Raw genomic sequence first — 14,426 nt, 5'->3', positions numbered from 1 at the left:
AATCGATTGATAATCCGGCCAATATCAACTTGCGAGTTTAGCCGGGAAACCGGGTGCGCGCAGGTCGGTGCCGACGGCATCCTCGAGCAGTTTGACGATCATGGTCGACCAGGCGCTGCCGCCATAGGCCTGCTTGCCTTGCCTGAAGATTGCGTCGACGCGCGAGGCAAGCTCGAGCGGCACGCCGAATTTTTCACCCATGCCGAGGGCGAAGCCGAGATCCTTCAACGCCAGGTCCATGGTGAAGCCGATGTCGTAGGAGCCGTTCAGCACCAGCTGGCTTTCGGTCTCATGGACGAAGCTGTTGCCGGAGGAGGCGACGATGGCGTGATAGGACTGGGCAAGGTCGAGCCCGCCCTTTTTGGCCAGCATCAGCGCTTCGCCGGCGGCGACCAGATGGATGAAGGCCAGCATGTTGGTGATGACCTTGATCACCGCCGCCGAGCCGACCGGACCCATCAGGAACGAGCGCGCGCACATCGCCTCGACGGCCGGGCGGTGGCGAGCGTAGAGTGCTGCGTCGCCACCGACCAGCGCGGTGATCTGTCCGACGGCTGCCAGATGCACGCCGCCGGTGACCGGGCATTCGAGCGTCTCGACGCCTCTTGCCGAGGCGAGGGATGCAAGGCGCACGATCTCGTCTTGGCCATTGGTCGACATCTCGATCCAGCCGCCGCCTGCGGGGAGGCCTTCGAGCAATCCGCCGGGGCCGGCCAGCACCGCCTCGCTGACCTGTGGCGATGGCAGGCAGGTGATGGCATTGCCGGCCAGAGCGGCGGCCTCGGCCGGGCTCCCGCCGGCATCGGCACCAAGCACCACCAGCCGCTCGACGGCCGCCGGGTCGCGGTCGAATACGGTGACGGCAAAGCCGTTGCGGATCAGGTTGGCGGCGAGCTGGCTGCCGAGATGGCCAAGACCGATGAAGGCATAGCTCCGGCGCGTGCTCACGGCATCAACGGCGTCTGCATCATCTGCAAATGCAGGTCCTTGCCGGTCCAGGGATGCGCCTCGCAGACGGCTTCGTCGAGCTCGACGCCGAGGCCTGGCTCCTTAGACGGGATGACGTTGCCGTCCTGCCATTCGATTTTCTTCTTGAGCAGCTTCTCGTGAAAACCGTCCCACTGCTTCAGCGATTCCAGAATGAGGAAGTTGGGCAGCGTCACCGCGAGCTGGATGTTGGCGGCGCCGACGATCGGTCCGCAATAGCAGTGCGGCGCGACCTGGATGTGATAGGCCTCGGCCATGGCGGCGATCTTCTTGGTTTCGAGAATGCCGCCGGAGCGCCCAAGGTCCGGCTGAAGAATGGTCGCCGCACGGTTCTCGATGACGCGGGCGAATTCGAACTTGGTCGTCAGCCGCTCGCCGGTGGCAATCGGGATAGACGTGCCGCGCGCCACCTGAGCCATGACCTCGGGCATGTCGGGCGGCACCGGCTCCTCGAACCACAGCGGATCGTAGGGTTCGATGGCGCGGGCGAGGCGCAGCGCACCCGAAGCTGTGAACTGGCCGTGGGTGCCGAACAGGATATCGGCGCGAGTGCCGACCGCCTCGCGGATCGCCTTGACCATGCGGGCGGAGAGGTCGATGTCGACGAGGCGCGGCTGGTGGCCGTCAAAGGCGGTGTAGGGACCGGCCGGGTCGAGCTTGACGGCGTTGAAACCCTGCTCGACATATTCGAGCGCGCAGGCTGCAGCCAGATCAGGATCGTTGTAGACGTTCTTGCCGCGCGCATCCTCCGAATGGACGCTGCCGCTGTGCGGGTAGAGGTAGGTATAGGAACGCAGCGTTTCGTGCACCTGGCCGCCGAGCAGCTTGTAGACCGGCTTGCCGGCCTCCTTGCCGATAATGTCCCAGCAGGCGATTTCCAGCGCCGAGAAACAGCCCATGCCCGACACGTCGGGCCTCTGGGTGAAGCCGGACGAATAGGCGCGGCGGAAGAAGTTCTCGACATCGTGCGGATCGCGGCCGACGAGATAACGCTCGGCCATGTCCTCGATCATCCTCGCCGTGACATGGGCCGAGAAAGTGGCGTTGTAGGCCTCGCCATAACCGACAACGCCGCCATCGGTGGTGAGCTTGACGAAGATGAAATACTTGCCGCCGATGCCAGGTGGCGGATTGCCGACCACCCAGGTCTTGACGTCGGTGATTTTCATTTTTGATCCTCCAGAACCAGTTCGGCGCCTTTCCATCCGGTCATGATAGCGGCGGCGTTGGTGTTGCCGGTGATATTGTCGGGAAAGATCGAGGCATCGATGACGCGCAGGGCTTCGAGGCCATGCACCTTCAGGCGCGGATCGACGACGGCGCGCGCCGGGTCCGGCCCCATGCGGCAGGTCGAGACCGGATGATAGACCGTGCCGGAGCGCTTCCTGAAATCCTGGATGAGATCCGCATCGGAGGTGATCGACGGACCCGGCAAAACCTCCTCCTCGATGATCTCCGCCATCGCCGGCATCGATGCGATCTTCCTGACGAATTTCACCGCCGCCAGCATTTCGGCGACGTCTGCCTCGGTCGAAAACGCGTTGGCGACGATTTTGGGATGATCGCGCGGATTGGCGGAGCGGATCATGATTTCGCCGCGGCTCGACGGCCGGCAATTAGAGAGGCCGATGGAAAAGCCCGGCCACGGATCGGGCGTCAGGATCGGGCGCTCGCCGCTCTTCGGAATGACGGTCGAAAAGGCCTGGAAATAGAGCTGCATGTTGGGCCGTGCCGCGGCCGGGTCGGTGCGGAAGAAGCCGCCGGCATTGTTCATCGACAGCGACAGCGGACCCGACCGCAGGAGGACATATTGCATGCCGACCAGGAGCTTGCCCCACCACGGACGCAGGATCTGGTTGAGCGTCGGCTGCCTGCCCTTGAAGGTGTAGTTGATGCCGACATGGTCCTGCAGGTTTGCCCCGACATTCTCGTTGGCGCAAATGACGGGAATGCCGAGCGCACCAAGCAACGCCGATGGGCCGATGCCTGAAAGCTGCAGCAATTGGGGCGAATTGACCGAACCGCCCGACAGGATGATCTCGCGGCCGGCGCGGGCGGTTTTCGTCTCTCCATTTTGGAGATACTCGACACCGACGGCGCGCTTGCCCTCGAACAGGATTTTTGTCGCCAGCGCGTTGATCTCGACGCGGACATTTTTGCGCTTCATCGCCGGGCGCAGGAAGGCGCGCGCCGCCGACATGCGGCGGCCGTTCCTGGTGGTGATTTGATAGACGCCGACGCCTTCTTGCGTGGCGCCGTTGAAATCCGGGTTGAGCGGCAGGCCGGCCTGGTTGGCGGCTGCGAGATAGCGCTTGGTGAGCGGATGGACAGAGGTCGAGCAGTCGGTGATATGCAGCGGCCCTCCGACGCCGCGCCATTGATCGGCGCCGGCCTGGTTGTCCTCCAGCGCCTTGAAAGCGGGCAGCAGGTCGTCGAAGCCCCAGCCGGGGTTGCCGGCATCCCGCCAGGCGTCGAAATCCTCGCGCGCGCCCCTGATCCAGACCATGGCGTTGATTGAACTCGAGCCGCCGAGCAGCTTGCCGCGCGGCCAGTGGTCGACATTGCCGGCAAGCCCGGGGTCAGGCTCGGTCTTGTAGTTCCAGTTGACCGCCGGGTCGAAGAAGGTCTTGCCGTAGCCGAGCGGCATCTGGACGTAGAAGCGGCGGTCGCTGCCGCCGGCCTCGAGCACCAGCACCGAGAAGCGGCCGGAAGCCGACAGCCTTTCGGCCAGGACCGAGCCGGCCGAACCGGAGCCGACGATGATGAAATCATAGGTCTGCATAGTGGCTACGGGCGGCTCCGGAATTCGGGCTCTAACCTAGACTTGGGCGCGGCGCGGCGTCGCCGGGTCTTCCGGCATCCGATGTGAAAAAAGCGACTGGTAACTTCGTTTGAATTTCGACTTTCAGCGCCAAGAAGATTGATGAAGACCTAACTTGCCCACGCATCGAGTTGATTGAGGACAGCAATCGCTGGATAGGATTTTCGGTTGGGATAAGCATGCCTATAATAGGCATTCCAATAGCTTGTGGCCCTGGTGCGCATCGTACGCGTTATGTTTCGGTTCTGTCGGACAAAGCTGGCATAGGCTGATGCGTCCAGATCAGGTACTGCCGCGTAGATATCTTCGGCGATTTCGACGACATATTCGCCCAACAGCAGAACGACGAAGGCGATGCTCCAACTTTCGTTCAGCGAAAGGATCACCCTGGCTGATTTCTGCCGCAAAAAGCCATCTGTCGATCGTGTCAGCAGGCAATGCGACGGAAACGAAAAGCCAAGGTGATGCTCTCGCACGCTTGGCAGAAAATGTAACCGATAAGGAATATAGATGCCCGCTCCATCAGAAATGAGATGCCGGGACGTCGTTCGGTAAGTGTCGTCGACAAAGGGCGTCAGCTCCTCCTCTGCCATGGTGGTCAACGTGCTGAATGGGAAAGCCCACTTCGCAACGCCTGAGAACGGCTTTCGTCGTGTGAACCAATCCACGTTGTGCCCCTGACCAAAGTTGAAACATCTGTATACCGGGATCACGTCGGCTGCGCGATGGCACTGCGACCGCGTCGACCCATTGCCGAATTTCAAGCCCCGCCATCTGAACTCAGGACGTTGGCCACGCCTTCGCCTGTGCTTTGTCGGCAAGCCCGTCCGAGCATCACGGGCGATGATCGGCAATCTGCTTGAAATGATAGCGCATGATCGGGCGGGCCGGCGTCCTGCGGGCAACGACCTTGAACCCGGCGCGCGCGAAGGCGGAGGCGTATCCGCTGCCGGAAGCGCTCGGCGATACGTCGGCGTCGAAAGGATAGGCTTCGAGTGCCGGAGCATTTGCGCGCCTTGCGACTTCCAGGGCCTGTGCAACCAGCTGGGATGTTACGCCCCGCCTTGCGGTATCGTTTTCGCACGTAGAGGCAGGACAGGGACTAGACTGGCCTGTCGTCCACGCGCTTGAGCTGCCATAGCCGATCGAGCCAGGGCAGGGCATCTCGCGGTTTCACCTGGCACCATCCGACAGCCGTATCGCCGTCGAAGGCGAGGATGCCCGGAGGCGGACCATGCTGGACGGCCTGCCGGAACGCTGCCCTGGTTTCCTCGCCGAGTCGCTTTCGATAAGAACGACCGATCCGCCCGTACATACACCAACAGCGACTGCAGACGGCGCTGTCACCGAACAGGCCCTCGAGCGCCGGCCACAGATCGGGCGTTAATGGGCGAATGCTGAGTTCCATATCAACCGTCATCCGCTACCTATGTTACCCAGTCTAGCCTGAGCTACGCGTTAATGCATCATAGGTTGCGGTCCATGCGCGCGATGTTCGAAAACGGGGTTTCACTCAGCATCCCTGTCGTGCTCCAACTCAGCGCAGAAAACCGAGCACGGCCTCCATGAACTCGGCAGGGTACTCGACGTTCGACAAGTGAACCGCGGGCAGGACAACCAGCTTCGCGCCGGGCACCGTCGCCGCGATTAGCTCGCTGTGACTGACGGCTGTCACAGTGTCGTGCTGGCCGGCTATCACGAGCGTTGGCCTGGAAATCAGCGCTATGGTTCGGCGAAGGTCCGCATCGCGAACCGCCGCAAACAGACCAGCCAGGCCTTGCCGATCTATGGCCAGCAGCATGGTGCGAAATGCCTCGATGACGGGCTCGCCGGCCGCCAGCATTTTTGCAGGGAACCAGTTACCCAGGAACATCTCGGCGGTTTCGGACATGTCCGGCGCCTGCAGCACGGCGGCAATCCGCTCGTCAAACTGCTTTGCCGGTCCGAGGTAGGATGAGGTGTTGCTCAGGATCAATCGCTCGATCCGCTCCGGCGCGTGGATGCCGAGCCACTGCCCGACGAAGCCGCCCAACGACAAGCCGAGGAAGTGTACGCGTTCAATGCTCAGGGCATCGAGCAACTCGATCACGTCGCGGCCAAGCCGGTCGAGCGAATAAGCACCGGCCGGAACGCTTGACCCTCCGTGGCCGCGAAAATCATAGCGCAGAACACGGAAATGCTTCGACAGCTCGTCGACTTGCATGTCCCACATCCGCAGCGTGGTGCCGATGGAATTCGACAGCATCAGCACGGGCTTCCCGGCGTCGCCGTCGATGCGATAGGCGATGCGCGCGCCATCGCCGACGGTCACGAAATCCAGCTCATTCATGGTGAATATACCTTCCTCTTTGAAGCGTTGGATGTGGCAAGCCTAGCTGCGGCGCGCTTTTGATTATATTACAAAGATAGGACTATCTCTGTAATAGAGGCTGACATGGCTGAATTCACCCTGCACGACCTGCAATGCTTCGATGCCGTGATCCGCTGCGGCGGCTTTCAGCCTGCGGCGGCCATGCTGCATCGCTCGCACCCGGCGGTGTTCGCAGCCGTTGCAAAGCTGGAGCGGCAGCTCGACCTCGTCCTTTTGGATCGCGGCGGCTATCGCGTGCGCCCCACCGAGGCAGGGCTGTCGTTCCATCGCAGGGCACAATCGCTGCTGCGCGAGCTCGAGGGCTTGCGGCTTCATGCTGCTCAGCTGTCAATGGGCGAAGAAAGCGAGATCCATGTGGTGGTCGGCGACCTGTGCCCGCGCCCGCAGGCACTGGGCATGCTCGGACGATTCTTCGCCCAGTGTCCGGGCACACGCCTGCATCTGCATTTCGAGGCGGTGGGCGGCCCATGGGAGCGCCTCTTCGATGACGAAGCCGATTTGATTCTGCACTGGATCGACAGGAGCGACCCGCGGGTGGAATGGATCGATCTGTGCAAGGTGCCATTCCTTCCCGTAGTGGCGTTGGGCTTTCTGCCGGAGCGCATCAAGCACCCAATCACACCGGATCAGATGCACGCGCTCACCCAATGTGTCATGCGCGACACGGCCCGCCATTCACCGCAACAAGACTACTTCATGATCGAGGGTGCGCCTCAATGCATGGTGGCCGATCAGGGCATGAAGAAGGAAATTATCCTGCAGGGCCTCGGGTGGGGCCACATGCCCCGTTTCCTGATCGAGGAAGAACTGCGCGACGGACGCCTGCAATCCATTGCCGGTCGTCATCTGCCAGGCCGTACTGAGGAGTTGGTGGTGGCGCGCCGCCGCGACCGGCCGCACGGGCCGATCTCGAACCGTCTGTGGGATTATATCGAGCAAGAGGCGCCGACGTTGCGCCGAGCGCTCGAACGTCGGACACCTATCCGGCACGCAAAGCAAGGGCTCGGCATCGAGTGAATTCTTCGAGGCCGTTCAGTCTATCCGTAGGTAGAACCGTAATTCCTATATTGTTGTTATCTCAGTCCTTCGTTAGGGTCTGCTGCATCTGACAAAATCGGCGACGCTCACGTGAAGAGTCTCAAATGCGCCTCATCTTTTTATTGCCGCTTCTCGCATCTCTCGCGTCGTCGACCGTTTTGGCGGAGGAGGTCTATCACAACGTGGCCAGCCAAGATTCATTGGCTCGCGCCGACATACTCGGCCGCATGATGAACGCGCTGACGAGACACAAAGAATTTGACGACAAGTGCGACTTGGTTCCGCTGATAGACATGAAGGCATTCGAAAATTACTACAAGAAGCTGACTTGGAGCCTTAGTCCTTCAGACCTCGCGCTGGTACAAAAGCACTACTCCGACGCACAAACCACTTGGAGCGCCAAAGGCGGCGGGATACCCGGAACAGAGTGTGATGACCTTAGCTATGAAATTCTAAATTTCGATATTGGAACTCCGAATCCCCGCGACGAGATGCTAAGCCTACTCAATGCGGCGCCGCGTGGCAGTTCACAGTACCAAATCTACGCAGCGGCGACGGCATGGGGTGGGTATCTCCAAGGTTTCATCACCTGTCCCGATTACTATGTCAGTTCGAACGCCGTGGATAAGATCCAAAAAAGTAATAGGGACGAGTTTCGAGTCCCATACCTATTAGCAAGGATGGCCGCCGTTAAAGCCGCTCCTGATTGTCGAGATATAGAGCCTTTCGCACGTGATGGCGGGGTGTATCGCCCTAGAAGCAAGTGAGAAGTCCATCGATTACGCACTCTATCGTTAGTACGTGCGCCGCGCACCATACCGGCAACCCAGGTGCGGAGAGCGCGTTGACGTATCATCGTCCCGCCGATACGGATCGGGACAATCGATCGCAAAGGTTTTTCAGCATGGTGCATTATGCGGACGGGCGGCCGATCGGCGATCTGACGCTCAGGACGCTGGCCATGCCTTCCGACGCCAATGCGGCAGGCGACATTTTTGGCGGCTGGGTGATGGCGCAGATGGATCTCGCCTGCGGCATCCGCGCCGCCGAGCGCGCCAAGGGCCGCGTGGTGACGGCGGCGGTGAAGGAAATGTCCTTCGCCAAGCCGATGAAGATCGGCGACACGCTATGCATCTATACGCATGTCGAACGCGTCGGCCGCACCTCGATGACGCTCAAGGTCGAGGCCTGGGCGCAGCGCTATCTCTCCGACCTGATGGAGAAGGTCACCCATGCCGACTTCGTCATGGTGGCGCTGGACGGCGAAGGCAAGCCGAAGGCTGTTCCGGCCGAAGGCTGACCCGGCCTGATTCCAGAAGACGGATTTAAACAGCCGTCTCTCCCGCGCGGGGGATGCGGACAGCGATCCCGCGTGGTCTTTGGCTAACGGGTTCCCGCATGCGCGCCTGCAGCGCGACCGACGGGATCTTGGGAGGAAAGACAATGCGTCAACACATGCTGAACGCTGCCCTGGCGGGTGCCTTTGCAGCCTTGCTCTGCCTGTCGTCCGCAAGCGCTTTTGCCGAGGTCAAAAAAGGCGATCCAGGCGCCACCTGCACGTCGGAAAACCGCACCATCAACGGGCAAGCGGCCACGTGCGAGATCTGCAAGGCGACGAAGTGCGACACCAGCGGCACGACTGTGAGCAATTGCCGCACAGAGACGACCACGACCTGCACGGTCGGCGGCAGGGTGGTCAACCCCAACCCGAAATTGAACCAGATCGAGAAGCTGCCGAAGGGCAAGATGCAACTGAAGAAGTAGCGCTCATCCGGAAGGTCCCGACAAGCTGAACCCCTTGCAGCGCAAGGGTTCAGCTATGCATGGCGTCGAATTTTTCGCGCGCGACCTTGACGCGCTCGGTGTTCTTGCGCGCCCATTCGCCGAGCGCACCGACCGGCACCAGAAGCTCGTAGCCAAGATCGGTCAATTCGTAATCGACACGCGGCGGGATGGTCGGGAACACCGTGCGCGTGACGAAGCCGTCGCGCTCGAGCCCGCGCAAAGTGGTGGTCAGCATCTTCTGTGAAATGCCGCCGACGGCGCTGCGCAGTTCATTGAAACGGAACGGTCCGTTACCGAGCTTGCCGACGACGAGCACCGTCCATTTATCGCCGACGCGCTGCAGGATTTCCGAGACGGCGCGGCAATCCTCGGTGCGGTGCGGGTGCCTTGGTAACAAAAAAGTGCCTCCTTGCACATTGAGCGACCAGTTACTCATATAGCTCAGGTATCTAAATGATACCAGTATTCCCTGCAAGGAGAGCCCTCTATGTCAAAACCCAAAATCGCCATCATCATTGGTTCAACCCGCGCGGCGCGCTTTGCCGACGTCCCGACCCAATGGATTGCCAAGATCGCCAGGTCGCATGCCGACATCGACGTCGAAGTCGTCGATCTGCGCGACTTCCCGCTGCCGTTCTTCGATGAGGTTGCATCCTCCGCCTGGGCGCCGTCGCAGAACGAAGTGGCGCAGCGCTGGCAAAAGAAGGTCGCCGGATTCGACGGCTTCATCTTCACCGCCGCCGAATACAATCATGGCCCGACGGCCGTGCTGAAGAACGCCATCGACTACGCCGCCAACGAGTGGAACAAGAAGCCGGCCGGCTTCGTCGGCTATGGCAGCGTCGGTGGCGCGCGTGCGGTCGAGCAGCTGAGGCTGCATGCGGTCGAATTGCAGATGGCGCCGGTCAAGTCCGCCGTCCACATCGCCTGGGGCGATTTCCTTGCCGTCAAGCAAGGTGACAAGAAGCTCGACGATTTCGAGCACCTGAACCAGGCGGCAACCGCGCTGGTCAACGACATTGCATGGTGGGCCAGGGTGCTGAAAGCGGCGCGTCAGGCCGATGCCGTCGCCGAGGAAGTCAAGGCGGCCTGAGAGCAGGTTCGAACAGTCCTCCCAAGGATTAATTCTCCCAAGCATTAGGGCGGCGCATGCGCCGCCCTTTTTGTTCACACGGCATGTGCGCCCTGCGCTTGCCGTGGCCTGATGATGCAATCGGCAAGGCGGTCCATCTCATTCAGCTCGTCGGCGTGGTGCTGGCCCCATTCGCAAAGTGCCAACAGGATAGGCTCGAGGCTGACGCCGAGCCGCGTCGCCGAATATTCGACGCGCGACGGGATCTCGGCAAAGATTTCGCGGCGGACGAGGCCGTGCTCTTCCATTTCGCGAAGCTGCTGGATCAGCACTTTCTGGGTGATATCGGGCATCAGCGCCTGCAGCGCCGACAGCCGCCGGGGCCTGTCGAAGAGATGGTAGAGGATGACCGCCTTCCAGCGGCCCGAAATCACTTTGAGCGCGCGCTCCGCCGGCAGCATCGGCAGTCTCTTGATCAGCTTGGGCATGGTCACCTCCCGGTCAGCAGCGCACAAATCGGTGTGTAGTCGAAGCCAGGCAGATAGTGGCAAACAGCGGCCGATGCCAATAGCGATCGGTGCGTGCGATGAGAGCCATTCAACTAAGCCGTTTCGGCGGGCCCGACGTTCTCGAAATAGTCGAGGTGCCGAAGCCTGGGCCGCAAGCCGGCGAGGTCCTGGTCCGCGTTCATGCGGCGGGGGTGAATTTCTTCGAAGTGCTGATGCGCGCGGATCGCTATGCCGTGACGCCGCAATTGCCGATGTTCCTTGGCGTCGAGGCTACCGGGATCGTGGAGGCGCTCGGGCAAGGGGTGGATGCTTCCTTGCTCGGCGCGCGCGTCGCGGCGCCGTTGTTTGCCTCAAGCCGCCCGTTTGGCGGCTATGCCGATTATGTGACGATCGACGCAAGCCTGGCCGTGCCGTTGCCCGATGCTCTGTCGTTCGAAGATGCGACGGCATTGATGGTGCAAGGGCTGACGGCATTGCATCTATCGCGGCAAAGCCCGCCCAGCGGCAAATCGGTGCTGGTCGCGGCTGCCGCGGGCGGCGTCGGCTCCCTGCTTGTCCAGCTTGCGAGGCGCCAGGGCGCAGGCCTCGTCTTCGCGGCTGCCGGCAGCAAGGCCAAGCTCGAGCTTGCTTTGTCGCTGGGAGCCGACGCTGCCGTCGACTACAGCAACGCGGATTGGCCGGGGCGCGTCCGGGAAGCGGCAGGCGGCGCCGGCGTCGACATCGTCTACGACATTGTCGGCGGCCCGCTGACGGCGGCCGCGCTGGAGGCTCTGGCGCCGTGCGGAGAGGTGGTGTTTGCAGCACTTGGTAGATACGCGCTCGGCGCCCCGGAGATGGAGACGATGATCGGCCGCAACCAGTCGCTGAGAGGTTTTGCGCTGCTGCCGCTGCTGTCTGCCGATGTGCTGAGAGCCAGCCTTTCGGAGCTTTTCGATCTGGCCGCCGGTGGTGAGCTCGTGATGACCAAAGGCGGCAGCTTCCCGCTCGACCAGGCCAGCCAGGCGCATCGCCTGCTGGAGGAGCGCGGCGCGACCGGCAAGGTCGTCTTGATAGCTTAGTGTCGTGATCGGCTAGAGCCGTCCACACGCCGATCGTCGATTCTGACCGTTTTGCGCGGCACTCTCGCCGTGATGCTGCGACGTTACGATGCATTCGTTGGCAGCGCAGACACGGTGCTCGGCAAGGAGCCCAGGGTCCGGGGCTTGTGCCGTACAGACCGTCAGCGAACCCTGTAGAACGGATTCGGCAGCAGGAACAGCTTCTCGGCATGCCCTCCGAACAGGTCGGATGGCTGGTCACCGACATTGGCAATTATCGTGTAGCCGGCCTTTTCGATTTCGGCTCTTATGGGTGACTTGAAATCTGCGGCGGAACCATATTTGGCTCCAGGCTGGACCATGTAGAGTTGCTCATAGCCGGCATAGCCCGCCGACTGCAGGTTCTGTTCGGTTGCCTGACGCTGATCCTCCGGACGTCCGGTGATAAAGAATACTGCGACTTTCACCGCTCGCGCCTGCCGGAAGACCTCCAGCACAGGGTCGATAGCCGGATCCTTCGCAAGCTGATCCCAGGCGGCCCAGCCACAGGGACCGTCGATTGCGATGTCGCAGGCGCCGCCGATCGGGCGGCCGAAGTTGTCACGTGTGATCACTTCCCAGTTGGCCAAAGCCGTCTCGTCGATATCGAGCACCAGTGCGGGGCGAGGCACCTCCATTGCGCGCTTGACGACCCAATCACCTGCCTGCTTCGCCACTGCGGCAAGGTCGCGATCATAGTCGCCGGAATCATGATAATTGGCAGCCGCCAGCATCGCATCGCCGACATTGGCTGGCTGGGACGGGCTTGTGAGAAGGAGCGAGTCGGAACGCGCCGGCGCAGGAACATTTGTGCCAATCATCAGCACGATTGCCCCGACACGCGCAATTCTATTCCAACCAATCGCCCGCATCACGAGACTTTGCGGTCGCTAGAAGTCCATGTCAAGCGAGGCAAGGCACAGTTCTCGAAACTGCGACGCCGAAGTAGAAATTTCGAAACAGACGCCGAATATCTCTATGATTGCTGCAAGCTACACGATTTCCACAATCGCCGCTCAAAGTAGCCGCGCTGCTCGCGGTCTTTCCCTCCGGCAGGTGACGCACCGCCGAAATCTCCGGCGGAGGTGCGTCACCCGAAATCATAGCCAACACGGCCTTGGCCCAGCCCTACGCCGCCTGAACGATCTCGACCAGTTCAACGTCGAACACCAGATCCCGTCCGGCCAACGGATGATTGCCGTCGAGCTTGACGCTGGCGTCGTCCACGCCGACGACCGTTACCGGCATGGGGCGCCCTTCTGAGGTTCTGACCTGCAATCGAGTGCCGATATCAACGTTGATGTTGTCTGGCACGCGGGCGCGGTCGATGGTCATGACCGCTTCGGGGCGGTGGGGGCCATAGGCGGCGTCGGCGGGAACAGTGACGGTGCTTTTCGCGCCCACCTCCATGCCCTCGACATGGGTTTCAAGACCGGGGATCACTTGTCCTTCACCCAGCGTGAATTGCAGCGGTTCGTTGCCGGAAGAATCGAATTGGGTGCCGTCTGCCAGGCGTCCATTGTAATTGATGCGCACGGTGTCGCCATTCTTGGCCTGTGTCATGGTAGTCATCCTTTGAAAGGTTTTGAGGGGCCGGCCAGAGCTCACGGTCCCGTCCTCGATCATCCACGCACTCGGGTGCGCGGCGCGAAACGCTAAAACTAGGGACCTGGCTGCCGATGTAAACCCCGATTGGGCTACGCCGGCATGATCCGCCGGCGTTCGTCGCCTTCGGCAGGAGTGCGCCGGTCTAGCAGTCATACCGGCTCTACCCATTCAGGCGGCGTGCAAATGGCGGCTAGATCAGGTTATGGCCGCCATCGAGGCGGATTGTCTCGCCGGTCGTGAAGTCGCTTTCCATGAGGTAGAGGTAGGCGGCGGCGACATCCGCAGCGGTCGGAATTTTTCTCGAGGGCAACCGGGGCAGCCATGTCGGCAAAGAAGCCGGATTTGGCTTCTCCAACGACATCCCACATCGGTGTGTCGACCCATCCGGGTGACACGACATTGACGCGCGTCGGACCCAGTTCGAGCGCCAGGGCCCGGGCGAAAAAGCTGAACGAGCCGGCAATCGCGGAGACGACTGAGTCTCCCGGAATCGCCGGCTTGTCCTTGTTGATACCCGACGTGAATGTCATGGAGCCGCCGGCCCTCATCCGCTCCGCACCCCTCAGGATCTCAAACATCACACGCTGATCCGTGACAGCTTTCCGATCGACTGGGCGACCTGGCTGGCGAGCGCCGGGGTCGAGGGCGTGGACCCACAGAGCGGGATTACCTTTGACTCTGCCACCTTTGCCATGGAGTCGGCAGCACAAGGCGAAGGGGTAGTGCTCGGCCGAACCATGCTCGTTGCAGCCGACCTCGCCGCCCGGCGACTTGTCCGCCCCTTCGGCACGCCCTGAAATCCCCCTCCAGCTTCTATCTCGTCTACCCGCCGGAGGCGATCCGTCAGCGCAAAGTCAGGGCTTTTCGGGATTGGCTGCTTTCAGAAGTCACGCCGCAAATGGACTGACGGGAAGGCCGAGCCGAGGGGACAGGATCGCCTACCGGTCAATGTCCGCCAAACCGAGCGGTTACAATCTGCTCGCCCGAAATGCGGTGATGATCCAGGCACGCGAGTCAAAAAGCACACCGTCCGCGGTCAAGTGCGCATCCAACAGATCGCGCAACCGCCGCAGCGCCGCATCAACATCCACATCCGCGCGGGCCAGCATGCGTTCCCGCCTTGACGGCAGCCCTGAAGACCTCGTTGTGCCGTCGCAGT

16 protein-coding genes and 2 pseudogenes are annotated in these 14,426 nt (G+C 61.7%); 7 read left to right on the top strand and 11 right to left on the bottom strand.

Going from position 1 to position 14,426, the window contains the following annotated elements:
• Positions 1 to 24: 24 nt before the first annotated feature.
• The 5 genes from NKJ08_RS22105 to NKJ08_RS22085 all read right to left on the bottom strand — a co-directional run bounded on the left by NKJ08_RS22105 (position 25) and on the right by NKJ08_RS22085 (position 6,137).
• Positions 25 to 948: an NAD(P)-dependent oxidoreductase gene (locus NKJ08_RS22105; protein ID WP_352783303.1), complete on the bottom strand. Its 924-nt coding sequence runs from the start codon at positions 946 to 948 to the stop codon at positions 25 to 27.
• A complete protein-coding gene (locus NKJ08_RS22100) occupies positions 945 to 2,156 on the bottom strand; it encodes a mandelate racemase/muconate lactonizing enzyme family protein (protein WP_352523227.1) in 1,212 nt (403 codons plus the stop codon). Before NKJ08_RS22100 ends, NKJ08_RS22105 begins: the two co-directional genes overlap by 4 nt.
• Positions 2,153 to 3,769, bottom strand: a complete 1,617-nt coding sequence (locus tag NKJ08_RS22095; protein WP_352776683.1) for a GMC family oxidoreductase — start codon at positions 3,767 to 3,769, stop codon at positions 2,153 to 2,155. Before NKJ08_RS22095 ends, NKJ08_RS22100 begins: the two co-directional genes overlap by 4 nt.
• A gap of 149 nt (positions 3,770 to 3,918) precedes the next feature.
• Positions 3,919 to 4,476, bottom strand: coding sequence for a hypothetical protein (locus NKJ08_RS22090; protein WP_352523229.1), 558 nt, complete (start codon positions 4,474 to 4,476; stop codon positions 3,919 to 3,921).
• Positions 4,477 to 5,345: 869 nt separating this feature from the next.
• Positions 5,346 to 6,137, bottom strand: coding sequence for an alpha/beta fold hydrolase (locus tag NKJ08_RS22085; RefSeq protein WP_352523230.1), 792 nt, complete (start codon positions 6,135 to 6,137; stop codon positions 5,346 to 5,348).
• A gap of 105 nt (positions 6,138 to 6,242) precedes the next feature.
• Between NKJ08_RS22085 and NKJ08_RS22080 the strand changes: the two genes are divergently transcribed.
• The 4 genes from NKJ08_RS22080 (at position 6,243) to NKJ08_RS22065 (ending at position 8,981) form a co-directional block, all read left to right on the top strand.
• The gene (locus NKJ08_RS22080) at positions 6,243 to 7,196 is read left to right on the top strand and encodes a LysR family transcriptional regulator (protein ID WP_352523231.1); all 954 of its coding nucleotides are present in this window, start codon (positions 6,243 to 6,245) and stop codon (positions 7,194 to 7,196) included.
• Positions 7,197 to 7,321: 125 nt separating this feature from the next.
• A complete protein-coding gene (locus NKJ08_RS22075) occupies positions 7,322 to 7,984 on the top strand; it encodes a hypothetical protein (RefSeq protein ID WP_352523232.1) in 663 nt (220 codons plus the stop codon).
• A 137-nt stretch (positions 7,985 to 8,121) separates the two neighbouring features.
• Positions 8,122 to 8,517, top strand: a complete 396-nt coding sequence (locus NKJ08_RS22070) for an acyl-CoA thioesterase (protein WP_023678380.1) — start codon at positions 8,122 to 8,124, stop codon at positions 8,515 to 8,517.
• Positions 8,518 to 8,660: 143 nt separating this feature from the next.
• Positions 8,661 to 8,981, top strand: a complete 321-nt coding sequence (locus NKJ08_RS22065) for a hypothetical protein (RefSeq protein WP_352783298.1) — start codon at positions 8,661 to 8,663, stop codon at positions 8,979 to 8,981.
• Between the two features lie 49 nt (positions 8,982 to 9,030).
• Here NKJ08_RS22065 and NKJ08_RS22060 read toward each other — a convergent pair whose 3' ends face one another.
• Complete coding sequence (locus tag NKJ08_RS22060; protein WP_352523235.1) at positions 9,031 to 9,399, bottom strand: winged helix-turn-helix transcriptional regulator; 369 nt, start codon at positions 9,397 to 9,399, stop codon at positions 9,031 to 9,033.
• 90 nt (positions 9,400 to 9,489) lie between these two features.
• Between NKJ08_RS22060 and NKJ08_RS22055 the strand changes: the two genes are divergently transcribed.
• Positions 9,490 to 10,095: an NADPH-dependent FMN reductase gene (locus NKJ08_RS22055; protein ID WP_352523237.1), complete on the top strand. Its 606-nt coding sequence runs from the start codon at positions 9,490 to 9,492 to the stop codon at positions 10,093 to 10,095.
• Between the two features lie 74 nt (positions 10,096 to 10,169).
• Here NKJ08_RS22055 and NKJ08_RS22050 read toward each other — a convergent pair whose 3' ends face one another.
• Complete coding sequence (locus NKJ08_RS22050) at positions 10,170 to 10,562, bottom strand: winged helix-turn-helix transcriptional regulator (protein WP_352523239.1); 393 nt, start codon at positions 10,560 to 10,562, stop codon at positions 10,170 to 10,172.
• A gap of 98 nt (positions 10,563 to 10,660) precedes the next feature.
• Between NKJ08_RS22050 and NKJ08_RS22045 the strand changes: the two genes are divergently transcribed.
• Positions 10,661 to 11,641: a quinone oxidoreductase family protein gene (locus NKJ08_RS22045; RefSeq protein WP_352776684.1), complete on the top strand. Its 981-nt coding sequence runs from the start codon at positions 10,661 to 10,663 to the stop codon at positions 11,639 to 11,641.
• A 161-nt stretch (positions 11,642 to 11,802) separates the two neighbouring features.
• Here the strand turns inward: NKJ08_RS22045 and NKJ08_RS22040 are convergent, their stop codons facing one another.
• The 3 genes and pseudogenes from NKJ08_RS22040 to NKJ08_RS22030 all read right to left on the bottom strand — a co-directional run.
• Positions 11,803 to 12,480: an HAD family acid phosphatase gene (locus NKJ08_RS22040; protein WP_352523243.1), complete on the bottom strand. Its 678-nt coding sequence runs from the start codon at positions 12,478 to 12,480 to the stop codon at positions 11,803 to 11,805.
• A 307-nt stretch (positions 12,481 to 12,787) separates the two neighbouring features.
• A complete protein-coding gene (locus NKJ08_RS22035; protein WP_352523244.1) occupies positions 12,788 to 13,222 on the bottom strand; it encodes an FKBP-type peptidyl-prolyl cis-trans isomerase in 435 nt (144 codons plus the stop codon).
• A gap of 407 nt (positions 13,223 to 13,629) precedes the next feature.
• A pseudogene (locus NKJ08_RS22030) lies at positions 13,630 to 13,797 on the bottom strand (SDR family oxidoreductase); the annotation flags it as partial.
• A gap of 54 nt (positions 13,798 to 13,851) precedes the next feature.
• On the opposite strand from NKJ08_RS22030, the gene NKJ08_RS22025 reads away from it, so the two are divergent.
• Positions 13,852 to 14,064, top strand: coding sequence for a LysR substrate-binding domain-containing protein (locus NKJ08_RS22025; RefSeq protein WP_352783318.1), 213 nt, complete (start codon positions 13,852 to 13,854; stop codon positions 14,062 to 14,064).
• Between the two features lie 171 nt (positions 14,065 to 14,235).
• Here the strand turns inward: NKJ08_RS22025 and NKJ08_RS22020 are convergent.
• Positions 14,236 to 14,343, bottom strand: a pseudogene (locus NKJ08_RS22020) (alpha/beta hydrolase); the annotation flags it as partial.
• Positions 14,344 to 14,426: the final 83 nt, after the last annotated feature.

The organism is Mesorhizobium sp. M0244 (assembly GCF_040321795.1).
GTDB lineage: Bacteria > Pseudomonadota > Alphaproteobacteria > Rhizobiales > Rhizobiaceae > Mesorhizobium.
This window is presented reverse-complemented; position numbering and strand designations above follow the sequence as displayed.